22 protein-coding genes, 1 tRNA gene, 2 rRNA genes and 1 riboswitch (1 of these 26 cut by a window edge) are annotated in these 26,987 nt (G+C 60.2%); of the genes, 12 read left to right on the top strand and 13 right to left on the bottom strand.

Features of this window, described 5'->3' with window-relative positions:
- The 3 genes from NMA58_RS18200 to NMA58_RS18190 all read left to right on the top strand — a co-directional run.
- Window positions 1-2,764, top strand: a 23S ribosomal RNA gene (locus NMA58_RS18200) (it extends 36 nt beyond the left edge of the window).
- 185 nt (window positions 2,765-2,949) lie between these two features.
- A 5S ribosomal RNA gene (gene rrf, locus NMA58_RS18195) occupies window positions 2,950-3,064 on the top strand.
- 227 nt (window positions 3,065-3,291) lie between these two features.
- Window positions 3,292-3,368: transfer RNA gene (locus NMA58_RS18190), tRNA-Met, on the top strand.
- A gap of 243 nt (window positions 3,369-3,611) precedes the next feature.
- Here the strand turns inward: NMA58_RS18190 and NMA58_RS18185 are convergent.
- The 9 genes from NMA58_RS18185 to NMA58_RS18145 all read right to left on the bottom strand — a co-directional run bounded on the left by NMA58_RS18185 (window position 3,612) and on the right by NMA58_RS18145 (window position 12,151).
- On the bottom strand, window positions 3,612-4,742 hold the full coding sequence (locus NMA58_RS18185) for a calcium:proton antiporter (protein WP_434711519.1): 1,131 nt from the start codon (window positions 4,740-4,742) through the stop codon (window positions 3,612-3,614).
- 272 nt (window positions 4,743-5,014) lie between these two features.
- Window positions 5,015-5,722, bottom strand: coding sequence for an SDR family NAD(P)-dependent oxidoreductase (locus NMA58_RS18180; protein WP_434711518.1), 708 nt, complete (start codon window positions 5,720-5,722; stop codon window positions 5,015-5,017).
- Window positions 5,723-5,884: 162 nt separating this feature from the next.
- A complete protein-coding gene (locus NMA58_RS18175; protein WP_085779593.1) occupies window positions 5,885-6,235 on the bottom strand; it encodes a ribbon-helix-helix domain-containing protein in 351 nt (116 codons plus the stop codon).
- A gap of 23 nt (window positions 6,236-6,258) precedes the next feature.
- A complete protein-coding gene (locus tag NMA58_RS18170) occupies window positions 6,259-6,855 on the bottom strand; it encodes a DJ-1/PfpI family protein (RefSeq protein WP_430961040.1) in 597 nt (198 codons plus the stop codon).
- Window positions 6,856-7,036: 181 nt separating this feature from the next.
- Complete coding sequence (locus tag NMA58_RS18165) at window positions 7,037-7,429, bottom strand: DUF779 domain-containing protein (protein WP_434711517.1); 393 nt, start codon at window positions 7,427-7,429, stop codon at window positions 7,037-7,039.
- 206 nt (window positions 7,430-7,635) lie between these two features.
- Window positions 7,636-9,144, bottom strand: coding sequence for an aldehyde dehydrogenase (gene adh / locus NMA58_RS18160; RefSeq protein WP_434711516.1), 1,509 nt, complete (start codon window positions 9,142-9,144; stop codon window positions 7,636-7,638).
- A 169-nt stretch (window positions 9,145-9,313) separates the two neighbouring features.
- Complete coding sequence (locus tag NMA58_RS18155) at window positions 9,314-10,273, bottom strand: helix-turn-helix domain-containing protein (RefSeq protein WP_434711515.1); 960 nt, start codon at window positions 10,271-10,273, stop codon at window positions 9,314-9,316.
- 175 nt (window positions 10,274-10,448) lie between these two features.
- A complete protein-coding gene (locus tag NMA58_RS18150; protein ID WP_097601756.1) occupies window positions 10,449-11,657 on the bottom strand; it encodes a TIGR03862 family flavoprotein in 1,209 nt (402 codons plus the stop codon).
- 71 nt (window positions 11,658-11,728) lie between these two features.
- Window positions 11,729-12,151, bottom strand: a complete 423-nt coding sequence (locus NMA58_RS18145) for a MerR family transcriptional regulator (protein WP_434711514.1) — start codon at window positions 12,149-12,151, stop codon at window positions 11,729-11,731.
- 70 nt (window positions 12,152-12,221) lie between these two features.
- Between NMA58_RS18145 and NMA58_RS18140 the strand changes: the two genes are divergently transcribed.
- The 6 genes from NMA58_RS18140 to NMA58_RS18115 all read left to right on the top strand — a co-directional run bounded on the left by NMA58_RS18140 (window position 12,222) and on the right by NMA58_RS18115 (window position 20,431).
- On the top strand, window positions 12,222-14,459 hold the full coding sequence (locus tag NMA58_RS18140; protein ID WP_434711513.1) for a heavy metal translocating P-type ATPase: 2,238 nt from the start codon (window positions 12,222-12,224) through the stop codon (window positions 14,457-14,459).
- Window positions 14,460-14,668: 209 nt separating this feature from the next.
- Window positions 14,669-14,892: riboswitch (cobalamin riboswitch) on the top strand.
- Between the two features lie 261 nt (window positions 14,893-15,153).
- Window positions 15,154-15,375, top strand: coding sequence for a glutaredoxin-like protein NrdH (nrdH, locus tag NMA58_RS18135; RefSeq protein WP_085779585.1), 222 nt, complete (start codon window positions 15,154-15,156; stop codon window positions 15,373-15,375).
- Window positions 15,376-15,388: 13 nt separating this feature from the next.
- Window positions 15,389-15,790 (top strand): class Ib ribonucleoside-diphosphate reductase assembly flavoprotein NrdI, encoded by a 402-nt coding sequence (gene nrdI, locus NMA58_RS18130; RefSeq protein WP_434711512.1) that lies wholly within the window; start codon window positions 15,389-15,391, stop codon window positions 15,788-15,790.
- Window positions 15,769-17,937, top strand: a complete 2,169-nt coding sequence (gene nrdE, locus NMA58_RS18125; protein WP_434711511.1) for a class 1b ribonucleoside-diphosphate reductase subunit alpha — start codon at window positions 15,769-15,771, stop codon at window positions 17,935-17,937. The genes nrdI and nrdE overlap by 22 nt, the downstream gene beginning before the upstream one ends.
- Before the next feature lie 195 nt (window positions 17,938-18,132).
- Window positions 18,133-19,107 (top strand): class 1b ribonucleoside-diphosphate reductase subunit beta, encoded by a 975-nt coding sequence (gene nrdF / locus NMA58_RS18120; protein ID WP_434711510.1) that lies wholly within the window; start codon window positions 18,133-18,135, stop codon window positions 19,105-19,107.
- A 100-nt stretch (window positions 19,108-19,207) separates the two neighbouring features.
- Window positions 19,208-20,431, top strand: coding sequence for an adenylate/guanylate cyclase domain-containing protein (locus tag NMA58_RS18115; RefSeq protein WP_430961049.1), 1,224 nt, complete (start codon window positions 19,208-19,210; stop codon window positions 20,429-20,431).
- Between the two features lie 12 nt (window positions 20,432-20,443).
- On the opposite strand, the gene queE is transcribed toward NMA58_RS18115, so the two are convergent.
- The 4 genes from queE to NMA58_RS18095 form a co-directional block, all read right to left on the bottom strand.
- Window positions 20,444-21,172 carry a 7-carboxy-7-deazaguanine synthase QueE gene (gene queE, locus NMA58_RS18110; protein WP_097601760.1) on the bottom strand — a complete coding sequence of 243 codons (729 nt, stop codon included), beginning with the start codon at window positions 21,170-21,172 and terminating at the stop codon, window positions 20,444-20,446.
- Window positions 21,169-21,525: a 6-carboxytetrahydropterin synthase QueD gene (gene queD / locus NMA58_RS18105; protein WP_430961050.1), complete on the bottom strand. Its 357-nt coding sequence runs from the start codon at window positions 21,523-21,525 to the stop codon at window positions 21,169-21,171. Before queD ends, queE begins: the two co-directional genes overlap by 4 nt.
- Window positions 21,525-22,235, bottom strand: coding sequence for a 7-cyano-7-deazaguanine synthase QueC (gene queC, locus NMA58_RS18100; protein ID WP_430961051.1), 711 nt, complete (start codon window positions 22,233-22,235; stop codon window positions 21,525-21,527). Before queC ends, queD begins: the two co-directional genes overlap by 1 nt.
- An 87-nt stretch (window positions 22,236-22,322) precedes the next feature.
- The gene (locus tag NMA58_RS18095) at window positions 22,323-23,381 is read right to left on the bottom strand and encodes a LacI family transcriptional regulator (protein WP_183706457.1); all 1,059 of its coding nucleotides are present in this window, start codon (window positions 23,379-23,381) and stop codon (window positions 22,323-22,325) included.
- A gap of 308 nt (window positions 23,382-23,689) precedes the next feature.
- On the opposite strand from NMA58_RS18095, the gene NMA58_RS18090 reads away from it, so the two are divergent.
- From NMA58_RS18090 to NMA58_RS18080, 3 genes are all read left to right on the top strand, one after another.
- Window positions 23,690-24,949, top strand: a complete 1,260-nt coding sequence (locus NMA58_RS18090) for an ABC transporter substrate-binding protein (protein ID WP_434711509.1) — start codon at window positions 23,690-23,692, stop codon at window positions 24,947-24,949.
- Window positions 24,950-25,063: 114 nt separating this feature from the next.
- Window positions 25,064-26,017 (top strand): carbohydrate ABC transporter permease, encoded by a 954-nt coding sequence (locus NMA58_RS18085; RefSeq protein WP_085777845.1) that lies wholly within the window; start codon window positions 25,064-25,066, stop codon window positions 26,015-26,017.
- Window positions 26,014-26,985 carry a carbohydrate ABC transporter permease gene (locus NMA58_RS18080; protein ID WP_434711508.1) on the top strand — a complete coding sequence of 324 codons (972 nt, stop codon included), beginning with the start codon at window positions 26,014-26,016 and terminating at the stop codon, window positions 26,983-26,985. The genes NMA58_RS18085 and NMA58_RS18080 overlap by 4 nt, the downstream gene beginning before the upstream one ends.
- Window positions 26,986-26,987 lie beyond the last annotated feature (2 nt).

Here is a 26,987-nt window from a genome sequence, read left to right as displayed (position 1 = left end):
GCATGCACAGGCGATGAAGGACGTGATACGCTGCGAAAAGCCGTGGGGAGCTGCGAATGAGCTTTGATCCATGGATCTCCGAATGGGGCAACCCACCTTAAATGCTTGGAAAATTTAAGACGATCTGCTGATCGTCTTATCTTTCCAAGCATTGTGATAAGGTATCTGCACCTGAATACATAGGGTGTAAGAAGCGAACGCAGGGAACTGAAACATCTAAGTACCTGCAGGAAAGGACATCAACCGAGACTCCGCAAGTAGTGGCGAGCGAACGCGGACCAGGCCAGTGGCAATTGTGATTAAAGTGGAACGCTCTGGAAAGTGCGGCCGTAGTGGGTGACAGCCCCGTACGCGTAGATATCACGATTGTCCTAGAGTAGGGCGGGACACGAGAAATCCTGTCTGAACATGGGGAGACCACTCTCCAAGCCTAAGTACTCGTGCATGACCGATAGCGAACAAGTACCGTGAGGGAAAGGTGAAAAGCACCCCGACAAGGGGAGTGAAATAGAACCTGAAACCGGATGCCTACAAACAGTCGGAGCCCGCAAGGGTGACGGCGTACCTTTTGTATAATGGGTCAACGACTTAGTGTAACAAGCAAGCTTAAGCCGGTAGGTGTAGGCGCAGCGAAAGCGAGTCTGAACAGGGCGATATAGTTTGTTGCATTAGACCCGAAACCGAGTGATCTAGCCATGAGCAGGTTGAAGGTTGGGTAACACCAACTGGAGGACCGAACCCGCATCTGTTGCAATAGATTGGGATGACTTGTGGCTAGGGGTGAAAGGCCAATCAAACTCGGAAATAGCTGGTTCTCCGCGAAATCTATTTAGGTAGAGCGTCGAGCGAATACCCCCGGGGGTAGAGCACTGGATGGGCTATGGGGACTCACCGTCTTACTGATCCTAACCAAACTCCGAATACCGGGGAGTACTACTCGGCAGACACACGGCGGGTGCTAACGTCCGTCGTGAAAAGGGCAACAACCCTAACCTCCAGCTAAGGTCCCCAAGTCATGGCTAAGTGGGAAAGGATGTGAGGATCCCAAAACAACCAGGATGTTGGCTTAGAAGCAGCCATCATTTAAAGAAAGCGTAACAGCTCACTGGTCTAAATAAGGGTCTTTGCGCCGAAAATGTAACGGGGCTGAAGCCATGCACCGAAGCTGAGGATTTGCAGCAATGCAAGTGGTAGCGGAGCGTTCCGTAAGCTGATGAAGGGAGACCCGTGAGGGCTCCTGGAGGTATCGGAAGTGCGAATGTTGACATGAGTAACGATAAAGAGGGTGAGAGACCCTCTCGCCGAAAGACCAAGGGTTCCTGCTTAAAGTTAATCTGAGCAGGGTTAGCCGGCCCCTAAGACGAGGCGGACACGCGTAGTCGATGGGAACCACGTTAATATTCGTGGGCCTGGTGGTAGTGACGGATTGCACAAGTTGTTCTGGTTTATTGGATTATCAGGGCAGCGGAGCGGTTCCAGGAAATAGCTCCACCGTATAGACCGTACCCGAAACCGACACAGGTGGTCAGGTAGAGTATACCAAGGCGCTTGAGAGAACTATGTTGAAGGAACTCGGCAAATTGCACGCGTAACTTCGGAAGAAGCGTGACCCCATTTTAGGCAACTATGATGGGGTGGCACAGACCAGGGGGTAGCGACTGTTTATCAAAAACACAGGGCTCTGCGAAGTCGCAAGACGACGTATAGGGTCTGACGCCTGCCCGGTGCTGGAAGGTTAAGAGGAGAGGTGCAAGCTTTGAATCGAAGCCCCAGTAAACGGCGGCCGTAACTATAACGGTCCTAAGGTAGCGAAATTCCTTGTCGGGTAAGTTCCGACCTGCACGAATGGCGTAACGACTTCCCCGCTGTCTCCAACATAGACTCAGTGAAATTGAATTCCCCGTGAAGATGCGGGGTTCCTGCGGTCAGACGGAAAGACCCCGTGCACCTTTACTATAGCTTTACACTGGCATTCGTGTCGGCATGTGTAGGATAGGTGGTAGGCTTTGAAGCGGGGACGCCAGTTTCCGTGGAGCCATCCTTGAAATACCACCCTTATCGTCATGGATGTCTAACCGCGGCCCGTCATCCGGGTCCGGGACAGTGTATGGTGGGTAGTTTGACTGGGGCGGTCGCCTCCGAAAGAGTAACGGAGGCGCGCGATGGTGGGCTCAGACCGGTCGGAAATCGGTCGTCGAGTGCAATGGCATAAGCCCGCCTGACTGCGAGACTGACAAGTCGAGCAGAGACGAAAGTCGGTCATAGTGATCCGGTGGTCCCGCGTGGAAGGGCCATCGCTCAACGGATAAAAGGTACGCCGGGGATAACAGGCTGATGACCCCCAAGAGTCCATATCGACGGGGTTGTTTGGCACCTCGATGTCGGCTCATCGCATCCTGGGGCTGGAGCAGGTCCCAAGGGTTTGGCTGTTCGCCAATTAAAGCGGTACGTGAGCTGGGTTCAGAACGTCGTGAGACAGTTCGGTCCCTATCTGCCGTGGGTGTAGGAATATTGACAGGATCTGTCCCTAGTACGAGAGGACCGGGATGGACATATCTCTGGTGGACCTGTTGTCCTGCCAAGGGCATAGCAGGGTAGCTATATATGGACGGGATAACCGCTGAAGGCATCTAAGCGGGAAACCCACCTGAAAACGAGTGTTCCCTATCAGAGCCGTGGAAGACGACCACGTTGATAGGCCGGGTGTGGAAGTGCGGCAACGCATGAAGCTTACCGGTACTAATAGCTCGATCGGCTTGATCGTTCTCATTGTTCATGCTCATCTCAGGGCGACCGCTAAGCGGTCGTCCCGACAGAGCGAAGGCGTCAGCCTTTGCGACGGGCCCGGCAAACACGCAAGTGTTTGTCCGGTTTGAGCCTTTGACGTGTTTAAACAACCAGGCCTTCGGCCTGCACCAGCTTCTCAAACAACAAGTTGCGCTTTGCCGACCTGGTGGTTATGGCGGGGTGGCTGCACCCGTTCCCTTTCCGAACACGGCCGTGAAACGCCCCTGCGCCCATGGTACTTCGTCTTAAGACGCGGGAGAGTAGGTCGCTGCCAGGTCTGCAAATCGCAACTCAGTTGATAATATCTTCTCAATCACAAGCCAACGGCCCAAAGCCGAAACAAAAGGCCGCCCACAAAGCGGCCTTTCGTGTTATAATCAGTCCGCGGGGTGGAGCAGCCCGTTCGGCCTAAGATCGATCCACCGGATCGATCTCTTAACGGCCTCACCTCGTCAGGCTACGCCTGTCATCGCTCCCGGGCTCAGACAGTCCGGAATAAAATAACGCGGGGTGGAGCAGCCCGGTAGCTCGTCAGGCTCATAACCTGAAGGCCGCAGGTTCAAATCCTGCCCCCGCAACCAAACCTTCCATAAACAAAACACGCAATAAGCCCGCCTCATGGCGGGTTTTTGCGTTTCTGGCAGCGGGTCGAGGAGTTAACGCCTAGTCAGCGGTCTGCAAGCAGGCGAAGCCGACGCCGCGAGACAGAAAACCCAGATCCTTCGCCCGCAACCAAAGTACCCTTTATCTCCCCGCAACATCACAATCAGCTATCGCCGGCGCAAAGACTTCATCTTCGCCGGTCCGTTCCCGCATGCCGGATATCATTGCTGGAAAATCAACAGAACGTAGGCCAGAAAAAGCACGAGATGGACCGCACCCTGCATCAGATGCGTGCGACCGCTGGCAAAGGTGATGATGCTGACGGCAAGGGTGAGCAGGAGCATCACCAGATCACCGTGTTCCAGCCCAAGGGTGACCGGGTGTCCGTAAAGACGGCTGACGGCGAGCATCGCCGGCACGGTCAGTCCGATCGTCGACAAGACCGAACCCAGAAAGATATTGACGGAGCGCTGAAGATTGTCGGCGATGGATGCGCGCACGGCACTGATCGCCTCCGGCGTCGCGACGAGGACGGCCATGACAACGCCGCCGAACGCGGTCGGGGCATGCAGGGTTTCGATGATGTAATCGATCGGCCGCGCAAGCTGTTCGACCAGAAAGACCACCGGACCCATATAGGCGAAGAGCAGAGCGGCATGCGGCCAGACCGGCCGGTGCGAAAGGGTCTGTTCGCCGGGATGCTCATGGCGATGGCGATCGGTGGTGAAATAATCCTGATGGCGGCCAGCCTGGAGAAACAGGAATGTTGCGTAAAGGCCGACCGAGATGATGCCCAGTATCAATTGTCGCGGCGCCGATGGATGCTGGCCGTCCGGACCGGCTAGAAATGTGGGCATGACGAGGCTGAGCGTCGCCAGCGGCACGATGACGCCGAGATAGGCGTTGGCGCCCTGGAGATTATGCTGTTGTTCCGGCCGCCGCCACGCCCCCAGCAGCAATGACAGGCCGACCATGCCATTGAGGATGATCATGACGACCGCAAAGAGAGTGTCGCGCGCAAGCGTGGGATTGTTCTCGCCGTGAATCATGACGGCGGAGATCGCCATGACTTCGATCGAGGTTATGGCGAGGGTCAGAATGAGCGTGCCGTACGGCTCCTTCAACCGCTCGGCCAGACGATCCGCGTGCCGTACGACAGATAGGGCGGAACCGAGAACGACGGCAAACAACCATCCGAACACCGCGGCGAACCAAAGCGGATCGGAAAGCCGCCGGAAGAGTTGCTCCGGAAATGCGAGGAATATCAGGCTGGTTGTGACGCTGACGCCGAGGAACCACTCCTCGCGCAGGCCGATCCCGCCCGCGACGCGCACTGCAGGCCTGTCAGTCATCGAGACCACCGCATTTCCGCAGATTCCGCCGCAATGCGATCATCAACACCATCGTGTCCCGCCCGCTATCCTACCCGCCACATGACAGGAATCGAACAATGGGTCCGAAAACCGGACCGCCTACCTTCATGCAGAAGCCATCTCGCCTTTTCATTGAAACAAGCTCGCCCCCTAATCCCGGCCCTTGTCGCCACCCAGAATACAAAAGGACCGTTCCTCACGCCAGATGGCTCTGCCTCAGGCGCGGGCGCTGTAAGCCAAGCAAGACTTTGTTATTCCCGGCCGGTTGCCGGGATAGCTGCGCCGGTGACAACGGCTGCGGCGGGCGAAATCAGGAAGGCGATGAGCCGGGCGATCGATTGCGGCGACACCCAGGCATCGGTTTTTGCATTGGGCATGGCTGCACGATTCTCGGGTGTATCGATCGTGCCGGGCAGAATGCAATTGGCGGTGATGCGGTCGTCGCGGCATTCGGCAGCAAGCGCTTCCGTCAGCCGGATCACGGCAGCTTTCGAGGCCGCATAGGCGGCCTGGTTAGGGCCGGCTTTCAGGCCGGGCATCGCAGCGACGTGTACAATACGGCCGTAGCCCGCAGTCTTCATCGTCGGGAGAACCGCCGCGCTGATCGTCAGCGCGGTGCGGGCGTTTGCCGTCATCATGGTATCCCATTGCGCCGGGGCTTCCGGCCCGACCGGCCCCATCTGAAACCCGCCGACGGTGTTGACCAGTGCGCCTACGCCGCCGAAGCGCTTAACGGCTCGGGCGACGGCGGCAGCGCAGGAGGCGTAATCGGTGAGATCCGTTCCGGCAATCGATAGAAACTCAGTGGACGCGGGAAGTTCGCCGGCTAAAGTTTCCAGCTCCTGGCTCGAACGGTTCATGCAGACGAGTTTCACGCCGGCGCCGGCAAGCTCCCGGACAACGGCGCTGCCGAGGTTGCCGCCGGCTCCCGTCACGATCACGGCTTTCTGGTCGTTCATGGCAAGTGATCTCCTGACGGTGCCGTTGCTGGACGCCGCGCATTGTTGGTCCAGGCTGCGCCGCAACGCAACCCCTGCGCAACCGCGCCAGTCAGGTATCTTGAGAACGTTGGCGGAGCAGTGAGCTCCGCCCGTCATCATCCAACTCCGTCGCGTTGGGATTCAGTGATATTTTTCCCGTTCGCGGCCGAGAATGTCCGGCGCATCCAACTCGGAGATCGGGCGGGTGACATCTGCCGGGATGTCACCGGTGAGCTGCAGGTCGAGATAGCGAGCGCAGCAGACGCGCAGGAAGGACGTGAAGTTTCCGAGATCATGGCCGGCATCGATCGATTCATGGTGCAGCCGGGTAATCAACTGCACGACGTTCATGCCGTCGCGCCGCGCAATTTCCTCGAGCTTCGACCAAAAGAAGTTCTCCAGCCTCACGCTGGTGACCATGCCGTCGATGCGCAGCGATCGGGTGGTGCTTTCCCACAGCCGCGCATTCGCCTTGATGAAGAGCTCACACATGTCGTCCTCTCGGTGCGGCCTCGTCAAGCGGCGTTGGTCTCGGGTATTGACGAGGCATCGAGTACGGCCATGAACTGCCGCAGCCAGGAGGGATGCGCGGGCCAGGCAGGCGCCGTGACAAGGTTGCCGTCCGAGACCGCATCAGTGACGGAAATATCTGCGTAAATGCCGCCGGCAAGTTCGACTTCCGGCCGGCAGGCGGGATAGGCCGAGCAGGTGCGGCCCTTCAGCACGCCAGCGGCGGCAAGCAGCTGTGCGCCGTGGCAGATGGCTGCAACGGGTTTTCCGGCATCGAAGAAATGCCGGACCGATTTGATGACGTCGGCATTGAGGCGAAGATATTCCGGCGCGCGACCGCCGGGGATGACCAGGGCATCGTAATCCTCCGCCCGCACGCTGTCGAAAGTGGCGTTCAGCGCGAAATTATGACCTCGCTTTTCCGAGTAGGTCTGATCGCCCTCGAAATCGTGAATGGCAGTGGCGACAGTCTCACCCGCCTTCTTGCCGGGGCAGACGGCGTCGACCGTATAGCCGCAGGCGAGCAGCGTTTGAAACGGCACCATCGTTTCATAATCTTCGGTGAAGTCACCCGTGATCATCAGGATCTTAGAAGCTGGCATCGCATCCTCCTTTGAAACCAACAGAGCGAAGATTAACAAAGACCGCCGAGCAGCAGGTACTATGCGAATACCACAGGCGAAATTCTCGGCCGGAAGTAGATGAGCACCACGACAATGGCGCTATCAGATCCGCTTCCGCATGTGTCTTCTCAAAACCCTCCACTCCATCGCGCGGCAGGTATCAGACCGTCCTGACCGTCGCATCGGGGACAGCACAGGTCTCGCCGCCGCCGAAGAGACGGGAACGGGTGAGAAAGCGTTTCTCGCGGCCGTTGTCGAGCGAGAACATGCCGCCGCGGCCCGGCACGACGTCGATGATGAGCTGCGTGTGTTTCCATGCTTCGAACTGGCTGGCGCTGATATAGACCGGCACGCCGCCGATCTCGCCGAGCTTGACGTCGCTGTCGCCGACCATGAATTCATTGGCAGGATAACACATCGGTGAAGAGCCGTCGCAGCAGCCGCCGGACTGGTGGAAGAGGATATCGGGATGGTCCCGCTTGATTTCTGCAATCAGATCAAGGGCCGCATCGGTTGCGAGAACACGCGGTTCGCCGTCGACGGTCGTTTCCATGGTTCTTCCTCCTAAAGTTTGGGGGAAGAAAGAAACCCTCCCCGACCCCTCCCCACAAGGGGGAGGGACTTAACTTGTTGGACTGCCTCGTTCTAAAAGCGATGTATCGCCTTGCCGAGACTTCGGTAGGGAAAGCTGGTGGAGCGGCATTATAAGCCGCTCCCCTTGTGGGGAGGGGTTTTGAACCTCTCCCATATGAAAACATCTCAGAAGAAACCGAGCGCCTTCGGGCTGTAGCTGACCAGCATGTTCTTGGTCTGCTGGTAATGCTCGAGCATCATTTTGTGAGTTTCGCGACCGATGCCGGATTGCTTGTAGCCGCCGAAGGCGGCGTGGGCGGGGTAGGCATGGTAGCAGTTGGTCCAGACGCGGCCCGCCTGGATCTCGCGGCCGAAACGGTAGCAGCGATTGGCGTCGCGGCTCCAGACGCCGGCGCCGAGACCGTAGAGCGTGTCGTTGGCGATTTCGAGCGCCTCCTTCTCATCCTTGAAGGTCGCGACCGAGACCACAGGTCCGAAGATCTCCTCTTGGAACACCCGCATCTTGTTGTGGCCCTTGAAGATCGTCGGCTTGACGTAATAGCCGCTCGCCAATTCGCCGCCGAGATCGTTGCGCGAGCCGCCGGCCAGAACCTGGGCGCCTTCCTGCTTACCGATGTCGAGATAGGCGAGTATCTTCTCAAGCTGCTCCGTAGATGCCTGGGCGCCGATCATCGTTTGCGGATCGAGCGGGTTGCCCTGTTTGATCGCCTCGACGCGTTTGACGGCCTTTTCCATGAAGCGGTCGTAGATCGATTCCTGGACGAGGGCGCGGCTCGGGCAGGTGCAGACTTCGCCCTGGTTGAGGGCGAACATCGCAAAGCCCTCGAGCGCCTTGTCGAGGAAATCGTCGTCGTCGGCCATCACATCGGCGAAGAAGATGTTCGGGGATTTGCCGCCGAGTTCCAGAGTGACCGGAATGAGGTTCTGGCTGGCATATTGCATGATGAGCCGGCCGGTCGTCGTTTCGCCGGTAAAGGCGATCTTGGCGATGCGGGGACTGGTCGCGAGCGGCTTGCCGGCCTCGATACCGAAGCCGTTGACGATGTTGAGCACGCCGGGCGGCAGGAGGTCGCCGACGAGTTCGGCCCAGAGCAGGATCGAAGCGGGGGTCTGTTCGGCCGGCTTCAGCACGACGCAGTTGCCGGCGGCAAGTGCCGGCGCCAGCTTCCACGTCGCCATGAGGATCGGGAAGTTCCACGGAATGATCTGGCCGACGACGCCGAGCGGCTCGTGGAAGTGATAGGCGACGGTATCATGGTCGATCTCGCCGATCGAACCTTCCTGGGCGCGGATGCAAGAGGCGAAGTAGCGGAAGTGGTCGATCGCCAGCGGAATGTCGGCCGCCGTGGTTTCGCGGATCGGCTTGCCATTGTCCCAGGTCTCTGCCTGGGCAAGCAGTTCCAGCTTGTCTTCCATGCGCTGGGCGATCTTCATGAGGATATTGGAGCGCTCGGCGGCGGACGTGCGGCCCCATTTTTCCTTGGCCGCATGGGCCGCGTCGAGCGCGAGATTGATGTCCTTTTCATCGGAGCGTGGGATGTCGCAGAGTTTGCCGCCTGTGACCGGCGTCACGTTTTCAAAGTATCTGCCTTCGACCGGCTCGCGCCATTCACCGCCGATATAGTTGCCGTATTTCAGCTTGAACGGCGATTCCACGATTTTCTGATGAAGCATGTCATCCTCCCTTGATGGTCCAGGTTCCAATCGAACCAGTGGGAGCAAAATGTGCGCGTTTTGCCGAAGGGAACAGGGTGGAGGATCAATACCGCAGCGCACCCTGTCGCAGACATGCGACAGGGTCGCGTTTTGATTGCGATGTCCTATGGAACCGCCGGAGCCTGGTTTAATGCAGGCCTAATTTCTTCATCTTTCGGTGGAGCGTGGCGCGGCTGATCCCGAGGGCGATCGCAGCCTGCGAGACATTGCCGCTGGTGCGCGATAGCGCGCGCAGCAAGGCCGCTTTTTCGGCTTCGACAATCTCTTCCTGTTGTGAGACGGCGGCTTCATGGAGCGCATCGGCGGCGGGGATGCCGGCCGCGATCCGTTTGTCGTCCAATTGCAGCGCGATCCGGGCGGCACGGGTGGCGCCGAGGACAAGGTCGTGCCTGTCAACAGCAAGCAGGGCGGCCGCGGAATTGGCGCTCGTGGGGACCATCAGGAAACGGGCGCCGGCAAAGGCCGATCGAAAGAGATTGAGCTCGATGCGCATCGCCGCGTCGCGCACGGTCTGGGTGAGGATCGCTAGCGTCATCTCGTTGACCTCGTCGCGGCAGGTCGAGATGTCGAGGGCAGCGGCGAGTTCGCCGCGATGATCGCGGATCGGGGCCGTCGTGCAACTCAGGCGGATATTCGAGCAGAAGAAATGTTGATCCCGAAAAATGGCGACGGAGCGCTCGTCGGCAAGGGCGGTTCCAATGCCGTTGGTGCCCATGCTCGCCTCGGTCCATACCGAACCGGTCCAGAGGCCAAGATCGTGGAAATCCTTGTCGTCGCCGGCAGAGCCCCGGCGCTCCAGCGCGATGCCCTTCCTGTCCGTCAGAAGAATGCAGCAGCCGGCCTTGCCGACCGTGGTGAAGAGGCGGTCAAGTTCCTCGGCTGCGCCGGCGATCAGCTGTTCGGACTGTTTGCGAGCGTCAAGAAATTCCCGGTCGGTCAGACGCATCGGCCCGCGCTCGTCCTCGGGGACGAGGCGATGCATGGTCATGCATCGCCGCCAGGACGCGACGATCGGAGAACTCGCGGCGGCGGAATTGCGCTGCGCGGAGGTGTAGACATGCTCCGCATGTGCTGACTGTTCGTGCATCTGCTCCTCCCCAGGAACTTCAGCATAGTCTGATGGAAAAGCGGTGGGTTTGCAATTGCGCTTCGACCGCCATCCTCCCCTTGCCCGATGGGCAAGATGCTGAAAAGTGTCAGCGATCCTGCCATGACAATATGCGCCATTCATTGATCTAGATCTGGTTCAGGATCACCGGCATCTATCGCGGCAACCAAGCCTCGATGCCGCGCCCGGCTGCACGGCCGGTCGCCAGACAGGCGGTGAGGAGATAGCCGCCGGTCGGCGCCTCCCAGTCGAGCATCTCACCGGCGACGAAGGTGCCGGGCAGCGCCTTCAGCATGAAGTCTTCGTTGATGCTGGTCCAGCGGATGCCACCTGCAGAGGAGATCGCCTCGGCAATCGGCTTTGTATCGAGAACCGGTACCGGCAGAGCCTTGATCACGCCGGCGAGACGTTCGGGATCGGCTCGGTCGCGGTCCGGCGCGAGTTCGCGCAGCAATGCCGCCTTGACGCCTTCAAGCCCGGCACCCTTGCGCAGGCGGTTTGAAAAGCTCGACCTGGTGTCCTGCCGCGTCAAATCGCGCGCCAGCCTTTCGATCGTCCGGCCCGGGGCGAGGTCGAGCGTCAGGGCAGCGCTGCCGTGGTGCAGCAGCCGGTCGCGGAGGCTGGCCGCATGGGCGTAGACCAAGCTGCCTTCGATGCCGCTGCCGGTGATGACGAACTCGCCGGGAAAGGTGCCGGCTTCGGATGTGGCGGTGACCGACTTGACGGGCTCGCCGGCGAAACGCGCGCTGAAGCCGGCGCTCCAGTCGACGACGAAGCCACAATTGGCGGGCCGGAAAGCAGCGATCTCGACGCCCCTCTGGGCCAACCAGGGCAGCCAGGCGGCATCCGAGCCAAGGCGCGGCCAACTTGCGCCGCCAAGCGCCAGCAGGGCGGCGTCGCAATGGACGATGCTACGCCCTTCCGGCGTTTCGAAAACGTAACCGTCTTCGACAAGGCCGGTCCAGCGATGGCGGGTGCGCAACGCAACACCCCGCTCTTCAAGCCGCTTGAGCCAGGCACGCAGCAAAGGAGAAGCCTTCATCACCTTGGGGAAAACCCGGCCGGAGGAGCCGACGAAGGTCTCGGTGCCGAGCCCTGCGGCCCAATCCCTGATATCACCGGGAGTAAAGGCGTCGAGAGCGGGACGCAGACGGGCTGAAGCCGTTCCGAAGCGCGTAACGAAACGGGCATAATCCTCGGAATGGGTGATGTTGAGGCCCGACTTGCCGGCCAGCAGGAACTTGCGGGCGAAGGTCGGCATGGCGTCGTAGATCGCCACAGCATGGCCGGAGAGCGAAAGCAGCTCGGCAGCCGCAAGACCCGTGGGGCCGCCACCGATGACTGCAATCCGTTTCTGGCTCATGATGTCTTCGCCCGATTCCTTCCGGCGCAGTTTTGGCGCGGCCGCCGCTCACCTGCAAGGGTGCAGGTTCGTCAATGGTGAGAATGCGTGCATTGACCATGGTCGGCGAGAATCTCGATGACGCGGCACTGGTCGACGCGGCCGTGGCCGCAGCCCTCCACCATCATTTCCAGCTCGGCCTTCAGAGCCATCAGGCTGCGGATGCGCTGCTCAACCTCAACGAGGCGAGCCTTGGCGATGGCGTCGGCCGAGGCGCAGGACTGGTTCGGATCATCCTGCACCGTGAGCAGCGTGCGGATTGCCTCGATCTCGAAACCGAGCTCGCGCGCGTGGCGGATGAAAGCAAGGCGGCTGATCTCGGCAGGTTCGAAGGATCGCTGGTTGCCTTCGCTGCGGCTCGGGGCCGCAAGCAGGCCGATGCTCTCGTAATAGCGCACCGTCGGCACTTTGACGCCGCTCCGGCGGGCCGCCTCGCCAATCGTGATCTTTTTCATGATTTTTCTCTTGCACCTCTAGTCGCTAGAGGATGTAGGAGGGATGCTTCTGTTTGACAAGGAAGCGGATATGGCTGAGACGAGCGAGACACGATACAGGGTCGGTGGCATGGATTGCGCCGCCTGCGCGAGCAAGATCGATACCGCAGTCAGGCGCATAGCAGGCGTTGCCGATGTCTCAGTCTCGGTGGTGACAGGCACCATGACCATCCGGCATGACGGCAGCAGCGATCTCAAGGCGGTCGAGAAGAAGGTGACGGGGCTTGGTTATTCCGTTTCGCCCTTTGCCGGAAATGCGACGCCTGCGCGTGAAGACCGCCGGCACCATCATCACGATCATGCCGCTCATGGCCATGGAGATCACGACCATGCCGGGCATGATCACGACCATGCCCATGACGAGAAGGAAATCGAAGGCTCGCATGGGCACGACGATGCACCGATGACCGGTCCCTGGTGGCGGAGCAGGAAGGGCCGGCTGACCATTTTTTCGGGTGCGGCGCTCGTTGCCGCCTATGCCGTCGGCCATCTGGTGCCGGCGGTCGCGTCCTACGCCTTCATCGTCGCCATGCTGGTCGGTCTGGCTCCGATCGCGCGGCGCGCTGTCATGGCGGCATTCTCCGGCACGCCGTTCTCGATCGAGATGCTGATGACGATCGCCGCCGTCGGCGCTGTTATCATCAATGCCGGCGAGGAAGCGGCGACGGTCGTATTCCTGTTTCTCGTCGGCGAGTTGCTCGAAGGCGTGGCGGCGGGCAAGGCGCGTGAAAGCATACAGTCGCTGACGGCCCTGGTGCCGAAGACCGCGCTGCTCGAAGACAATGGGCAGATGCGAGAGGTGCCGGCTGAAAGCCTTGCCGTCGGCACGGTTATCATGGTTCGCCCCGGCGATCGCATCTCTGCCGACGGCGTCATCGTATCAGGCGAGAGCGCGATCGACGAGGCTCCGGTGACGGGCGAGAGCACGCCGGTGCGCAAGGGCGTCGACGCCGTGGTCTATGCCGGTACGGTCAATGGCGATGCGGTGCTGAGGGTTCGCGTCACGGCGGCTGCTGCCGACAATACTATCGCCCGCGTCGTCAAGCTGGTGGAAGAAGCGCAGGAATCGAAGGCGCCGACGGAGCGCTTCATCGAGCGGTTTTCGCGCTACTACACGCCGGGTGTGGTCGTCGTTGCCGCGCTGGTCGCGGTCGTTCCGCCGCCGTTCTTCGGCGGCGCGTGGAGTGAGTGGATCTACAAGGGTCTTGCCATCCTGCTGATCGGCTGCCCTTGCGCCCTCGTCATCTCGACGCCGGCGGCGATCGCGGCTTCGCTGTCGGCGGGCGCGAGGCGCGGGCTGCTGATGAAGGGCGGTGCGGTCCTGGAGACGCTCGGCAAGGTGACGATGGTCGCCTTCGACAAGACGGGCACGCTGACGGAAGGCAAGCCTCGGGTGACCGACATCCTTTCCTTTGGATTGGGTGAGGCGCAGCTCCTGTCGCGCGCGGCGGTGCTCGAGCAGGGCTCCAGCCATCCGCTGGCACAGGCGATTCTCCACCGCGCCAAGGCGGACGGCGTGCCCGTGCCACCCGCCTTCGAGCTGGAAGCGCTGCCGGGCAAGGGTGTCACCGGCAAAATCGGCGGCGAGGCAGTTGATCTCTTGTCGCCGCCAGCCGCCCGCGAGCGGGCGGCACTTAACGCGGAACAGGAGGCGCGTATTGCAGGGCTCAATGATGAGGGCAAGAGCGTGTCGGTGCTGCTCGTCAATGGCGCTGCGTCTGGCCTGATCGCCATGCGCGACGAGCCGCGCGAGGACGCCGCGGCCGGGCTCTCGGCGCTCAAATTGGCCGGTGTCAAGGCGATGATGCTGACCGGCGACAACAAGCGGACGGCGGCAGCGGTCGCAGACATGCTCGGCATCGACTGGCGGGGCGAGACGATGCCCGAGGACAAGCAGCGGGTCGTCGGCGAATTGAAGCGCAAGGGCTTCATAGTCGCCAAGGTCGGCGACGGCATCAACGACGCGCCGGCGCTCGCCGCCGCCGACATCGGTATCGCCATGGGCGGCGGCACCGATGTGGCGCTGGAGACGGCCGATGCCGCCGTGCTGCACGGGCGCGTTGGCGACGTGGCGCGAATGATCGCGCTTTCGCAGCGGACGATGCGCAATATCCTCGAGAATATCATCATTGCACTCGGGCTGAAGGCTGTCTTCCTGGTGACCACGATCATCGGGATCACCGGGCTCTGGCCGGCGATTCTCGCCGATACCGGAGCCACCGTGCTGGTTACGATCAACGCGCTCAGGCTGCTCCGCGTAGAGGAATAAATCCTTTCCTCTTCGGAGCGCCGATTAGGGCCGATCCGGAATCGAAAACCGCAGAGCCGGCTACAGGCCGGCTCTCGTCGTTCAGGCCTTCTCCACAGTTCGTTTTGTTTAAGCCTTCATTATCCATGTTTTTCACAGGAACGCAGTGATTTCAAACCTGCCGTAACGCAACGCACAAACCATCCGTTGACGTGAATTTCGATTCGCGTACTATATCTAGTGTTCAAGGTTCCTTCGATTCGTGAGGATCGCGGGCTAAGACGGGAATACGGTGCGTCTCGCCATGAGGGTGGGGCAAGGCCGGAGCTGCCCCCGCAACTGTGAGCGGAGAGCAACTGTCCGATTTCGGGTCACTGGGGCATGATGCCTCGGGAAGGCTGGGCAGGTGCTTCGACCCGTGAGCCAGGAGACCTGCCTTGAATGAAACGTCCACGGGCGGGGTGTCCGGAAGGTCGCGTGCATGCAGCGGAATGATCCGCGCTGTTGCGCTGCCCCGAACGACCGCATGAGCACTTCGGGGTTTGAAGTCATGTCGAGAGCATCAAGGCCGGCGCCCGCGCACATCCTGCGAGGGACCAAGTCAGGCGTTTAAAGCGCCAACCTTGCCAGATCACTATCAAGCATTTCCCCGGACGCCGCATGGCGCCCGATCCCAGTCCTGCGTCCTGAATTCATTGACTTCACGAGGAACATGATGAGCGTTACCGTTTACAGCAAGCCGGCCTGTGTCCAATGCACGGCCACTTACCGCGCCCTCGATCGCCTGGGCGTGGATTATGAGATCGTCGATATTTCCGAGGATGCCGAAGCGCTCGATCGCGTGCGTGGCATGGGCTACATGCAGGTTCCGGTCGTCGTTGCCGGCGAGCAGCATTGGGCGGGCTTCCGCCCCGACATGATCAGCGCGCTCTCCTGACCGGAGAAAAGGAGTGGGGCTGATCGTCTATTATTCCAGCCGATCCGGGAACACCCATCGTTTCGTCGAGAAGCTGGGATTGCGCGCGGCGCGCATTCCCCTCGGCGCTGAGGCCATCCACATTCGCGAACCCTATGTGCTGATCTCGCCTACCTATTGCGGTGACGGCGGCAAGGGGGCCGTGCCCAAGCAGGTGATCCGCTTCCTCAACGAGGCGGAAAACCGCTCCAACATCCGCGGCGTGATTGCTGCGGGCAACAGCAATTTCGGCAAGACCTATGGGCTCGCCGGCGATGTCATCTCGAAGAAGTGCCAGGTGCCGTACCTCTACAGGTTCGAGCTCATGGGAACTGCCGAGGATATCGCCAATGTCAAAGACGGGATGGGACGATTTTGGACACGGGAACAAATCTGACGCGGGACGCGGGCGCAAAACCGCTGAAAGCGGCCGAAACACTCGACTATCATGCACTGAACGCGATGCTGAACCTCTACGACGACGAGGGAAAGATCCAGCTCGACAAGGATCGCGTGGCGGCCAAGCAATATTTCCTGCAGCATGTGAACCAGAACACCGTGTTCTTTCACAATCTTCGGGAAAAGCTCGATTACCTCGTCGCGGAGGGCTATTACGAGCAGGAGGTTCTCGACCAGTATTCCTTCAATTTCGTCCGCGACCTGTTCGATCAGGCCTATGGCAAGAAATTCCGGTTTCCTACCTTCCTCGGGGCTTTCAAATATTACACCAGCTATACGCTGAAGACCTTCGACGGAAAGCGCTATCTCGAGCGCTACGAAGACCGCATCTGCATGGTGGCGCTGGCTTTGGCGCGCGGCGATGAGGCCCTTGCTCGCGACATAGTCGACGAGATCATTTCCGGCCGCTTCCAGCCGGCAACGCCCACCTTCCTCAATGCCGGCAAGAAGCAGCGCGGCGAACTCGTTTCCTGTTTCCTGCTGCGCGTCGAGGACAACATGGAATCGATCGGCCGGTCGATCAATTCGGCGCTGCAGTTGTCGAAACGCGGCGGCGGCGTGGCCCTGTCGCTGACCAATATCCGCGAGGCGGGCGCGCCGATCAAGCAGATCGAAAACCAGTCCTCCGGCATCATCCCCGTCATGAAGCTCCTGGAAGACAGCTTCTCCTATGCCAATCAGCTCGGTGCGCGCCAGGGGGCGGGTGCGGTTTATCTGAACGCCCATCATCCCGATATCATGCGCTTTCTCGACACCAAGCGTGAAAACGCCGATGAGAAGATCCGCATCAAGACGCTGTCGCTCGGCGTTGTCGTGCCCGACATCACCTTCGAACTCGCCAAGAACAATGAGGACATGTACCTGTTCTCGCCCTACGACGTGGAACGGGTCTACGGCGTGCCTTTCACCGAGATTTCGGTGACGGAGAAGTACCGGGAAATGGTGGCGGACGCCCGCATCTCGAAGAAGAAGATCAAGGCGCGCGAATTCTTCCAGGTCATCGCCGAAATCCAGTTCGAAAGCGGCTACCCTTACATCATGTTCGAGGACACGGTGAACCGCTCGAACCCGATTGCCGGGCGCATCTCCATGAGCAACCTCTGCTCGGAGATACTGCAGGTGAGCGAGGCGAGCGACTATCATGACGACCTTTCCTACAAGCATCTCGGCAGGGATATTTCCTGCAATCTCGGCTCGCTGAACATTGCTGCGGCGATGGATTCGACCGACTTCGGCAAGACGATCGAGACCTCGATCCGGGCGCTGACAGCGGTGTCCGATATGAGCAATATCTCCTCGGTTCCTTCGATCGAGAAAGGCAATGACGAGAGCCATGCGATCGGCCTCGGGCAGATGAACCTGCACGGATACCTCGCCCGCGAACGCATCTTCTATGGCTCTGAGGAAGGCGTCGATTTCACCAACATCTATTTCTATGCGGTGACCTATCACGCGCTGCGTGCCTCCAATCGTCTGGCGGTCGAGCGTGGTGTGAGCTTCAAGGGGTTCGAGAATTCGAAATACGCTTCAGGTGACTATTTCGACAAATATACCGAGCAGGAATGGAAGCCGGCCACCGAAAAGGTGCAGGCGTTGTTCGACAAATCAGGCATCCATATTCCGACACAGCAAGACTGGGTGGCGCTGAAAAAGGCGGTGATGGCCTCAGGCCTCTATAACCAGAACCTGCAGGCGGTGCCGCCGACGGGCTCGATCTCCTATATCAACCACTCGACTTCCTCGATCCATCCGATCGTCTCGAAGATCGAGATCCGCAAGGAAGGAAAGATCGGCCGCGTCTATTATCCGGCGCCGTTCATGACCAATGACAATCTCGACTACTATCAGGACGCCTACGAGATCGGGCCGGAGAAGATCATCGACACCTATGCGGCAGCAACCCAGCATGTCGACCAAGGCCTGTCGCTGACCCTGTTCTTCCGTGATACGGCGACGACGCGCGACATCAATAGGGCGCAGATTTACGCCTGGAAGAAGGGCATCAAGACGATCTACTACATCCGCCTTCGCCAGATGGCACTTTCGGGTACGGAAGTGCAGGGGTGTGTGTCGTGTACGTTGTGATTTGATTTCGCTTGTGAGCACTGCCCCTCACCCTAACCCTCTCCCCGTTCTGACGGGGAGAGGGGACTCGCCACACGAGCCGGCAATAAAGACGGATAAGGGTGCGGCATACCCCCTTCGCCCCGCAAGCGGGGAGAAGGTGCCGGCAGGCGGATGAGGGGCAAATCCGGATACATTCCTCAAGAGGACCACCTTATGAACATACAACTCAAGGCAGCCTCGCGCGTGCGCGCCATCAACTGGAATCGCATCGAGGACGACAAGGATCTCGAGGTCTGGAATCGCCTCACCGGCAATTTCTGGCTGCCGGAAAAGGTGCCGCTGTCGAACGACATCCCTTCCTGGGCGACGCTGACGGCGGCCGAGCAGCAGCTGACCATTCGGGTCTTCACCGGATTGACGCTGCTCGACACGATCCAGAACGGTGTCGGTTCCATCAGGCTGATGGAGGATGCGGTGACGCCGCATGAGGAGGCGGTGCTTTCCAACATCTCCTTCATGGAAGCGGTGCATGCCCGTTCCTATTCCTCGATCTTCTCTACGCTGTGCTCGACGCCTGATGTCGATGATGCCTATCGCTGGTCCGAGGAGAATGAATTTCTTCAGCGCAAATCAGCGCTGGTTATGGAGCAATATGCCTCCGGCGACCCTTTGAAGAAGAAGGTCGCCAGCGTCTTCCTGGAAAGTTTTCTGTTCTATTCCGGCTTCTATCTGCCGATGTACTGGTCGAGCCGCGCCAAACTCACCAACACGGCCGATATGATCCGGCTCATCATCCGGGACGAGGCGGTGCACGGCTATTATATCGGTTACAAATATCAGCGCGGGCTGGAACGGCTTTCCGAAGAGCGCCGTCAGGAGATCAAAGATTTCGCCTTCGACCTGCTGCTCGACCTCTACGATAACGAGGCGAGATATACCGAAGCGCTCTATGACGGAGTCGGGCTGAGCGAGGACGTCAAGAAGTTCCTCCACTACAATGCCAACAAGGCGCTGATGAACCTCGGCTACGAAGCACTGTTTCCGGCCGAAGCCTGCAAGGTCAATCCGGCGATCCTGTCGGCGCTGTCGCCGAATGCCGACGAGAACCACGACTTCTTCTCCGGCTCGGGGTCCTCCTATGTCATCGGCAAGGCCGTGGCCACCGAAGACGAGGACTGGGATTTCTGAGACTTAATTGCAGTCTCCCCTTATCATTTGCTTCGCCATCGACCACATTCACGGAAAATGAATTCGGTGTTCGTCGGTGATGCGGCGTAGTGGGGTTTCTATGTCCTCTTTTTTGAACAAGGCCGGGGCTGCCGTTGAAACGGATGACGGCGCCTGGCCGATCCGCCGGAGGCGGATCCTCGACTGGCTGGTGAACGAGACGCGCGGCGAGCGCTTCATCGACAACATCCTGGTGGCAATGTGCGAGAAGCTTTTGGCAGCGGGGGTGCCGGTGGCGCGCGCGACGCTGCATTTCAGGACTAACCATCCGCAATGGATCGGCGCCCGCATTCTTTGGAAAGAGGGCATGGCGGAAGCGAAAATCGACACATTCGCCTATGGTGTCGAAACCACGCCGGAATTCTTGAAGAGCCCGGTTAACGCGATCCATCAGGGTGCGGAGGAGTTTCGCAAACAGTTGGAAGGTGCAGCCGAAGACGACGAAGATAGTCTCTTTCAGGAATTGCGCGACGACGGCCTCACGGAATACATCGCCTGGCCGATCGAGCATACTTTCGGAAAACGTCACGTCGTGACATTTTCCACATCTCGGCCGGGTGGTTTTACGGGCGAGCATACCGATTTCCTGCGCGATCTCCTGCCGGCGCTGACCCTGGTCAGCGAGATCAGGCTGAAGAACATCATGGCACGCACGCTGCTGCAGACCTATGTGGGACCGCACGCGAGCGAGCATATCCTGTCAGGTGTCACGACCCGCGGCAGCGGCGCGACCGTCGGCGCGGCCATCATGATCTGCGATCTGCGCGATTTCACGGCGATCTCCGATCTCTGGCCGCGTGATGACGTCATCCACCTGCTGAACGATTATTTCGACGCCATGTCGGATCCGATCGAACGACATGGCGGGGAAATCCTGAAGTTCATGGGAGACGGGCTGCTGGCGATCTTCCCGCTAGCCAAGGAGACGGCCTGCCTCGATCTGCTGCAGGCGATCCGCGAAGGGCAGGCGTCGATGGCCGAGCTGAACGAGGAGCACCTGCGCACGGGACGGGAACCGCTGCGCTACGGCGTCGGTGTGCATGTCGGTGATGTCATGTACGGCAATATCGGCTCGCGCCGGCGGCTGGATTTCACCGTCATCGGCCCGGCGGTCAATGTCGCCTCGAGGCTGGAAAGCCTGACCAAGGAGGTCAAGCGGCCGGTGCTCTTGTCGCGGGCCTTCGTCGAAATGGCGGGCTGCGCCAAAGACATGGACAGTCTCGGCACCTTCCCGTTGCGCGGGCTCGGAGAGCCTGTCGATGTCTTTGCTTTTCCGGAGCGGTAGGCTCAGGCAGTGTCAGACGCCGCGCTTGTTTCCCCAAAGCAGCACGTGCAGCTGCGGCAGGACGCGCGGCGCAAACCATTGGTCGACTGTCACCTTCTCGACAAGCCAATGCATGCGATCCATCACGCCGTCGATATCGATGCGCGCGTCGTCGTCATCGGGGGGCGGCGGTGTATGGTTGCCCGGCTGAAGGTACAGGGGAATATAGGGATAGCGCTCGCCCGCCTCTCGGGCGAACGCATAATCAGCATCGTCGAAGACGACGATTTTCAAAGCGATCTCCGGTCCGCCGGCGGACAGCCGAAGACAATTGTCGACCTGCTCCCAGTCTGTCTGCATTCCGCTCGACGGCGGCTTGGGACTCAAGACCAGCGTATCGAGATCGCGAAACCAGTTCCGGGCGACACTTCCCTGAGTTTCCAGCGCGAAGCGGTATCCCTTGGCATGGCCGAGTTCGATCAGCGGCCCCAGCGGCTGGATCGCCGGATTGCCCCCCGAAAGGGAAACCGTCAGCGGTCTGCTTCCGGAAAGCCTGGTGACCTCCTGCCAGATCGCCTCGACAGACATCGGCATCCATTGATCCCTGAACGCGCTATCAACTGCATGAAGGCTATCGCACCAGGAGCAGCGATAGTCGCAACCGCCCGTCCTGACGAACACCGTCGGCAGGCCGATCAATGCGCCTTCGCCCTGTATGGTCGGACCGAAGATCTCGCTGACGCGGATGGTCTCCGCGCTCATGGTCTGTACTCCGCCCAGGTCTTCGGCGTTTCGCTGACGCGGACGGACGAAGTCTCGGGGAAGCGCTGCTTGCACCAGTCGTAGAAGTGCTTGGCCAGGAACTCGGAGGTGACTTTCGAATGACCGAACACGTGGTTCAGATGTCGATGATCGAGAGTCTCGTCGATATAGCTTTTGAGCGGCGAGAGGTCGTGATAGTCGCGAACGAAGCCGTCGTCATTCAGGGTTTCGGCAGAAAGTTCGATGACGACGATATAGTTGTGACCGTGGAGCCGGGCACATTGATGATTGGCCGGCAGATGATCCAACTGATGCGAGGCGGAGAGATGAAATTCCTTGGTGATGCGGTACATCAACGCACCTCCGTCGCGGCAAATTGCGACACCGCCGCTTTCCAGAAGTCGCGATCCTCGTATTCCGTCGGATCGGCGACACCGGCAAGGTGGAAGGCTTCGCGGCGTTCGACGCAGGTTCCACAGCGCCCGCAATGGAGACTGCCGCCCTTGTAACAGGACCAGGTTTCCGCGAAAGGCGTGCCGTGTTTTGCGCCATCGGCCACGATGTCAGTCTTGGAAATCTCGACATAGGGTGCGAGCAGCTTGACGCTGGCATAACCGTCCAGCGCTTCGTTCTGCATCCGCTGGAAAGCATCGATAAAGCCCGGCCGGCAGTCGGGATAGATGAAGTGATCGCCGCCATGCACGGCGACGGCGACCGCATCCGCTTTCTGCGCGGCGGCCAGGCCGAAGGCGATGGCCAGCATGATGGCATTGCGGTTGGGTACCACGGTGGCCTTCATGGTTTCCTCGGCGTAGTGGCCGTCCGGAACCTCGACATTGTCGGTCAGGGCCGATCCGCTGAGATGGCCGCCGATGGCGGCGATGTCGATAATATGATGGGGGACGGCAAGGCGCGCGGCGCATCGGGCGGCAAAGTCGAGTTCCTTGCGATGCCGCTGGCCATAGTTGAAGGAGACGAGACCGATAAGCTGCTCTTCCGCCGCCATCCTGTGGGCAAGCGAAACGGAGTCGAGTCCGCCGGAGCAGACGACGATGGTTTTCATATTTTGGATTCCCTTGTTTTGACCGGGTGGGCTGCGACCGGATTACACGCGCGCTTCTACGCCAAATCACGCTTCATGAAAACAGTTTTAGCGTTGACCGATCGGAAAGTTGATCTGCGGCGGCAGAAGAAGCTGCAAATTCTCCGCGTCGGGATTGTTGATGCGATGCAGCAGCATGCGGCCGAGATCCTCTCCCGCCGCCGTCAGATCCTCATGGATCGTATCGACCTTCGGCTGCAACTGAGTGAGAAGGCGCGATGTCTCCTTGGCGACGATATCGTAGTCGGCCGCAAGTGTCTGCCCGGCATCGCTCATGCCGCTGATGACGGCAAGCGCCGAAACTTCGCCGGGGCAGATGAAACCATCGGGAGCCCCCGGCGCGGCGGCGCGGCCGCGGATGAAGTCGCGCAGCACATCCGCCGGCGTGTCGAGATCGACGGTCTCGGGGATTTCATAGGCGACGCCGGCCTGCCGTACCGCCGTCATGAAGCCGTGCAGGATATGTTGGCAGAAGGTCAGCCGTTTCGGCGGCAGGATCACCGCCACCTTGGTGCGGCCCTTGGCGATCAGCCGGCATGTCGCTTCATAGGCAAAGGTGAAGTTGTCGTAGTCGACATAGGGATGCTGCGTCGAAAATTCCGTGCGGCCGTGACAGATGAAGGGAAAGCCGGTTTCGAGCAACAGGCGGACGCGGGCATCGAGCGGCTCGGTCCGGGTGAAGATCAGCCCGTCGGCCAGGTGGTTGCGGATGATGTATTCGGCGGCTTCGACATTGGTTGTCGACAGGAAGTTCGGAGCGACGACAAGATGGTAGGACGTCTCTTTCAGCGCCTTGGCAATGCCGTACATGATCGAGGTGCTGAAGCCGACCACCTCCTCGTGGGAATCAAGCAGGATGGCGACGACGTTGGTGCGGCCTGTCTTCAGACGCTGCGCCGCCCGATCCGGGAGATAGCCGATCTCGCGGGCAATACGGTGCACGCGCTGGCGGGTTTCAAGAGAGATCTGCGGCGCATCAGAGAGCGCCCTCGACACGGTTGTCACCGCAAGGCCGGCGATCGTCGCGATCGTTCGCAAGGTCGGCTTGCTGCGCTTGTGCGTGATATCGAGATTTTCGCCGCGATGCGGCCGGGACGGTTCGGTCACTCTAGGGCTTTCCATGCTGGAATTGCCGATACAATAACACGATGACTCAGGCGGGCAATCTGGGAATGAAAACGTTTTAAATTTTGACGCTTTATTATCCAATCGGATTATTTGAATGTAATTCAATATGTTATTGCAGTAATCATATTTTTCTCGGGAGTCGAGAAAGGGCTTGACGACCAAAGGCTTATAACGTTTTAAATTGTTAACCGCGCGGAGGAGCGCGGCTTCATGCCGACCGCCGCAATGGCGGGACGCATCTGGTGGCGGGGAGGGTCCCGCCGCCGATTTCAAACGGGAGGAAATTCATGCGCAAGTTCATGAGCTCGGCAGCTGTCGCTGTCGTGATGCTGGCTGGTTTGGGTGCGGCGCAGGCTGCCGACGTGAAGGAAGTGCAGATGCTGCACTGGTGGACGTCAGGCGGCGAGGCAGCGGCTTTGAACGTTCTGAAGCAGGATCTGTCGAAGGAAGGTTTTGCCTGGAAGGACGTTCCGGTTGCCGGCGGCGGTGGTGATGCGGCGATGACGGCGCTGAAGGCGATGGTGGCGGCCGGCACCTATCCGACAGCCTCGCAGATGCTGGGTTATACCGTGCTCGATTATGCCCAGGCCGGCGTCATGGGCGACCTGACGGAGACGGCCAAGAAGGAAGGCTGGGACAAGTCGGTGCCGGCCGCACTTCAGAAGTTCTCCGTCTATGACGGCAAGTGGGTCGCCGCCCCGGTTAACGTGCACTCGGTCAACTGGCTGTGGATCAACAAGGCGGTGATGGACAAGATCGGCGGCAGCCAGCCGAAGACCTTCGACGATCTGATCGCCCTGCTCGACAAGGCCAAGGCCGCAGGCGTCATCCCGTTGGCGCTCGGCGGCCAGAACTGGCAGGAAGCGACGATGTTCGATTCCATCGTGCTGTCGACCGGCGGACCGGAGTTCTACAAGAAGGCCTTCAACGACCTCGACGAGGAATCGCTGAAGTCGGATACGATGAAGAAGTCCTTCGACAACCTCGCCAGGATCGTCAAATATGTCGATCCGAACTTCTCCGGCCGCGACTGGAATCTGGCGACCGCCATGGTCATCAAGGGTGACGCGCTGGTGCAGGTGATGGGCGACTGGGCCAAGGGCGAATTCGTCGCCGCCAAGAAGACGCCGGATAAAGACTTCCTCTGCTACCGCTTCCCCGGCACCGAAGGCAGCGTCATCTACAACTCCGACATGTTCGGCATGTTCAACGTTCCCGAGGACCGCAAGGCGGCCCAGGTGGCGCTGGCGACCGCAACGCTGTCGAAGAGCTTCCAGTCGGCCTTCAACGTCGTCAAGGGTTCGGTCCCGGCCCGTACCGACGTTCCCGACACCGACTTCGACGCCTGCGGCAAGAAGGGCATCGCCGACCTGAAGGCGGCCAACGAGGGCGGCACGCTGTTCGGTTCGCTGGCCCAAGGTTATGGCGCGCCGCCGGCGATCGCCAATGCCTATAAGGACGTCGTCTCGAAGTTCGTCCACGGCCAGATCAAGAGCTCGGACGAAGCCGTCACCCAACTCGTCCAGGCGATCGACGACGCCCGCTGAGACGAGGCCGATGACAATGCTTCCCCGCGGCCTTCGCGGGGAAGCTTCAGACTCCGCGACGAGCAGGCGGAGACGGATCGGCAAGGCCGATCCTGCGGGAAGGGAGATGATATCATGAGCACAGTTGCCACCACCGATCCGGTTCTGACGCCGGGGCAGGCGAGCGGGATCTCGCTTCGAAGCCGGCTGCAGGATGCGCTGCCGAAGATCGTGCTGGCGCCGAGCTTCGTCATCACGCTGATCTTCGTCTACGGCTTCATCGTCTGGACGGCCTATCTCTCCTTCACCAATTCCAAGACCTTCCCCTCCTATCAGCTGACCGGCGCGCGCGCCTATCAGCGGCTGTGGCGCTGGACCTTCGAGAGCGATCCGCCGTCCTCCTGGTACACATCGATCACCAATATGGCGATCTTCGGCTTCCTCTATGTCGGCATCTGTCTGGCGCTCGGCCTGCTGCTCGCCATCCTGCTCGACCAGAAGATCCGCGGCGAGGGGTTGCTCAGGCCGATCTTCCTCTATCCGATGGCGCTTTCCTTCATCGTCACCGGGGTGGCCTGGAAGTGGTTCCTCGATCCCGGCCTCGGGCTGGAGCAGACCCTGCATCACTTCGGCTGGACGAGCTTCCACTTCGACTGGATCAAGAACAAGGACTTCGTCATCTATACCGTCGTCATCGCCGGTGTCTGGCAGGCGTCGGGCTTCGTCATGGCGATGTTTTTGGCCGGGCTTCGCGGCATCGACGGCGAGATCATGAAGGCGGCTGAGATCGATGGCGCCTCGCCTTTCCAGCTCTATCGGCGCATCATCATCCCGCTCTTGCGACCGATCTTCCTGTCGGCCTTCATCGTGCTCGCCCATATGGCGATCAAGTCCTACGACCTGGTGGTGGCGCTGACCTCGGGCGGGCCGGGCGGCTCGGCCTGGCTGCCATCCAACTTCATGTATGAATATACCTTCAAGCGCAACGAGATGGCCGTCGGCTCGGCGAGCGCCATCATCATGCTGATGACGATCTCGGCAATCATCGTTCCCTATCTCTATTCCGAACTGAAGGAGAAGGCCCGATGAGCGGTGTCACCTCTTCGATCGGCACCTCCTCATCGGCAGCAGCCGCCGAAGCAGCGGAGCGCGGCAACAGCGCCCGCTTTATCGGCCGCATCGTCATCTACGGCCTGCTTGTCATCTTCGCCGTCCTCTACCTGATGCCGCTCTTCGTCATGCTGGTGACCTCGTTCAAGACGATGGACGAGATCCAGAACGGCAACATGCTGGCGCTGCCTGAGGCGCCGACCTTCGATCCCTGGGTCAAGGCCTGGGGCGAGGCCTGCGTCGGGCTGACCTGCGCCGGCATCAAGGGCTACTTCTGGAACTCGATCAAGATGGTGGTGCCAGCGGTGGTGATCTCCACCTTCTTCGGGGCGCTGAACGGCTATGTCCTGACCAAGTGGCGTTTTCCCGGCCATACGCTGGTGTTCGGGCTGATGCTGTTTGCCTGCTTCATCCCGTTCCAATCGGTGCTGCTGCCGATGGCGACCATCCTCGGCTCGCTCGGCCGCTTCGGGGTGACGCTGCAGAACGCCACCGGCTGGAACTTCGGCTTCGGCAATTCGACGGTCAATCTGGTCTTCGTCCATGTCGTCTACGGCCTCGGCTTCACGACGTTGTTCTTCCGCAATTTCTACGAGGCCTTTCCGACCGAACTGGTCAGGGCCGCCCAGGTCGATGGCGCCAGCTTCTTCCAGATCTTCCGCCGCATCATGCTGCCGAACTCGCTGCCGATCATCGTTGTCACCGTTATCTACCAGTTCACCAACATCTGGAACGACTTCCTGTTTGCCTCGGCCTATGCCGGCACCGGCGATTCCATGCCGATGACGGTGGCGCTCAACAATGTCGTCAACACCTCGACCGGGGTGGTCGAATACAATGTCAACATGGCGGCGGCGATGATCGCGGCCGTTCCGACGCTCATCGTCTATATCCTCGCCGGCCGCTACTTCGTGCGTGGCCTGATGGCGGGCGCAGTCAAAGGGTAACC

This window comes from Rhizobium sp. YTUHZ045 (assembly GCF_051124255.1).
Lineage (GTDB): Bacteria > Pseudomonadota > Alphaproteobacteria > Rhizobiales > Rhizobiaceae > Rhizobium.
This window is presented reverse-complemented; position numbering and strand designations above follow the sequence as displayed.

Coding starts and splice junctions, on each gene's coding strand:
- NMA58_RS18185 (WP_434711519.1), bottom strand. CDS start 4,742: ATGACTGACAGGCCTGCAGTGCGCGTCGCGGGCGGGATCGGCCTGCGC.
- NMA58_RS18180 (WP_434711518.1), bottom strand. CDS start 5,722: ATGAACGACCAGAAAGCCGTGATCGTGACGGGAGCCGGCGGCAACCTC.
- NMA58_RS18175 (WP_085779593.1), bottom strand. CDS start 6,235: ATGTGTGAGCTCTTCATCAAGGCGAATGCGCGGCTGTGGGAAAGCACC.
- NMA58_RS18170 (WP_430961040.1), bottom strand. CDS start 6,855: ATGCCAGCTTCTAAGATCCTGATGATCACGGGTGACTTCACCGAAGAT.
- NMA58_RS18165 (WP_434711517.1), bottom strand. CDS start 7,429: ATGGAAACGACCGTCGACGGCGAACCGCGTGTTCTCGCAACCGATGCG.
- adh (WP_434711516.1), bottom strand. CDS start 9,144: ATGCTTCATCAGAAAATCGTGGAATCGCCGTTCAAGCTGAAATACGGC.
- NMA58_RS18155 (WP_434711515.1), bottom strand. CDS start 10,273: ATGCACGAACAGTCAGCACATGCGGAGCATGTCTACACCTCCGCGCAG.
- NMA58_RS18150 (WP_097601756.1), bottom strand. CDS start 11,657: ATGAGCCAGAAACGGATTGCAGTCATCGGTGGCGGCCCCACGGGTCTT.
- NMA58_RS18145 (WP_434711514.1), bottom strand. CDS start 12,151: ATGAAAAAGATCACGATTGGCGAGGCGGCCCGCCGGAGCGGCGTCAAA.
- NMA58_RS18140 (WP_434711513.1), top strand. CDS start 12,222: ATGGCTGAGACGAGCGAGACACGATACAGGGTCGGTGGCATGGATTGC.
- nrdH (WP_085779585.1), top strand. CDS start 15,154: ATGAGCGTTACCGTTTACAGCAAGCCGGCCTGTGTCCAATGCACGGCC.
- nrdF (WP_434711510.1), top strand. CDS start 18,133: ATGAACATACAACTCAAGGCAGCCTCGCGCGTGCGCGCCATCAACTGG.
- NMA58_RS18115 (WP_430961049.1), top strand. CDS start 19,208: ATGTCCTCTTTTTTGAACAAGGCCGGGGCTGCCGTTGAAACGGATGAC.
- queE (WP_097601760.1), bottom strand. CDS start 21,172: ATGAGCGCGGAGACCATCCGCGTCAGCGAGATCTTCGGTCCGACCATA.
- queD (WP_430961050.1), bottom strand. CDS start 21,525: ATGTACCGCATCACCAAGGAATTTCATCTCTCCGCCTCGCATCAGTTG.
- queC (WP_430961051.1), bottom strand. CDS start 22,235: ATGAAAACCATCGTCGTCTGCTCCGGCGGACTCGACTCCGTTTCGCTT.
- NMA58_RS18090 (WP_434711509.1), top strand. CDS start 23,690: ATGCGCAAGTTCATGAGCTCGGCAGCTGTCGCTGTCGTGATGCTGGCT.
- NMA58_RS18085 (WP_085777845.1), top strand. CDS start 25,064: ATGAGCACAGTTGCCACCACCGATCCGGTTCTGACGCCGGGGCAGGCG.
- NMA58_RS18080 (WP_434711508.1), top strand. CDS start 26,014: ATGAGCGGTGTCACCTCTTCGATCGGCACCTCCTCATCGGCAGCAGCC.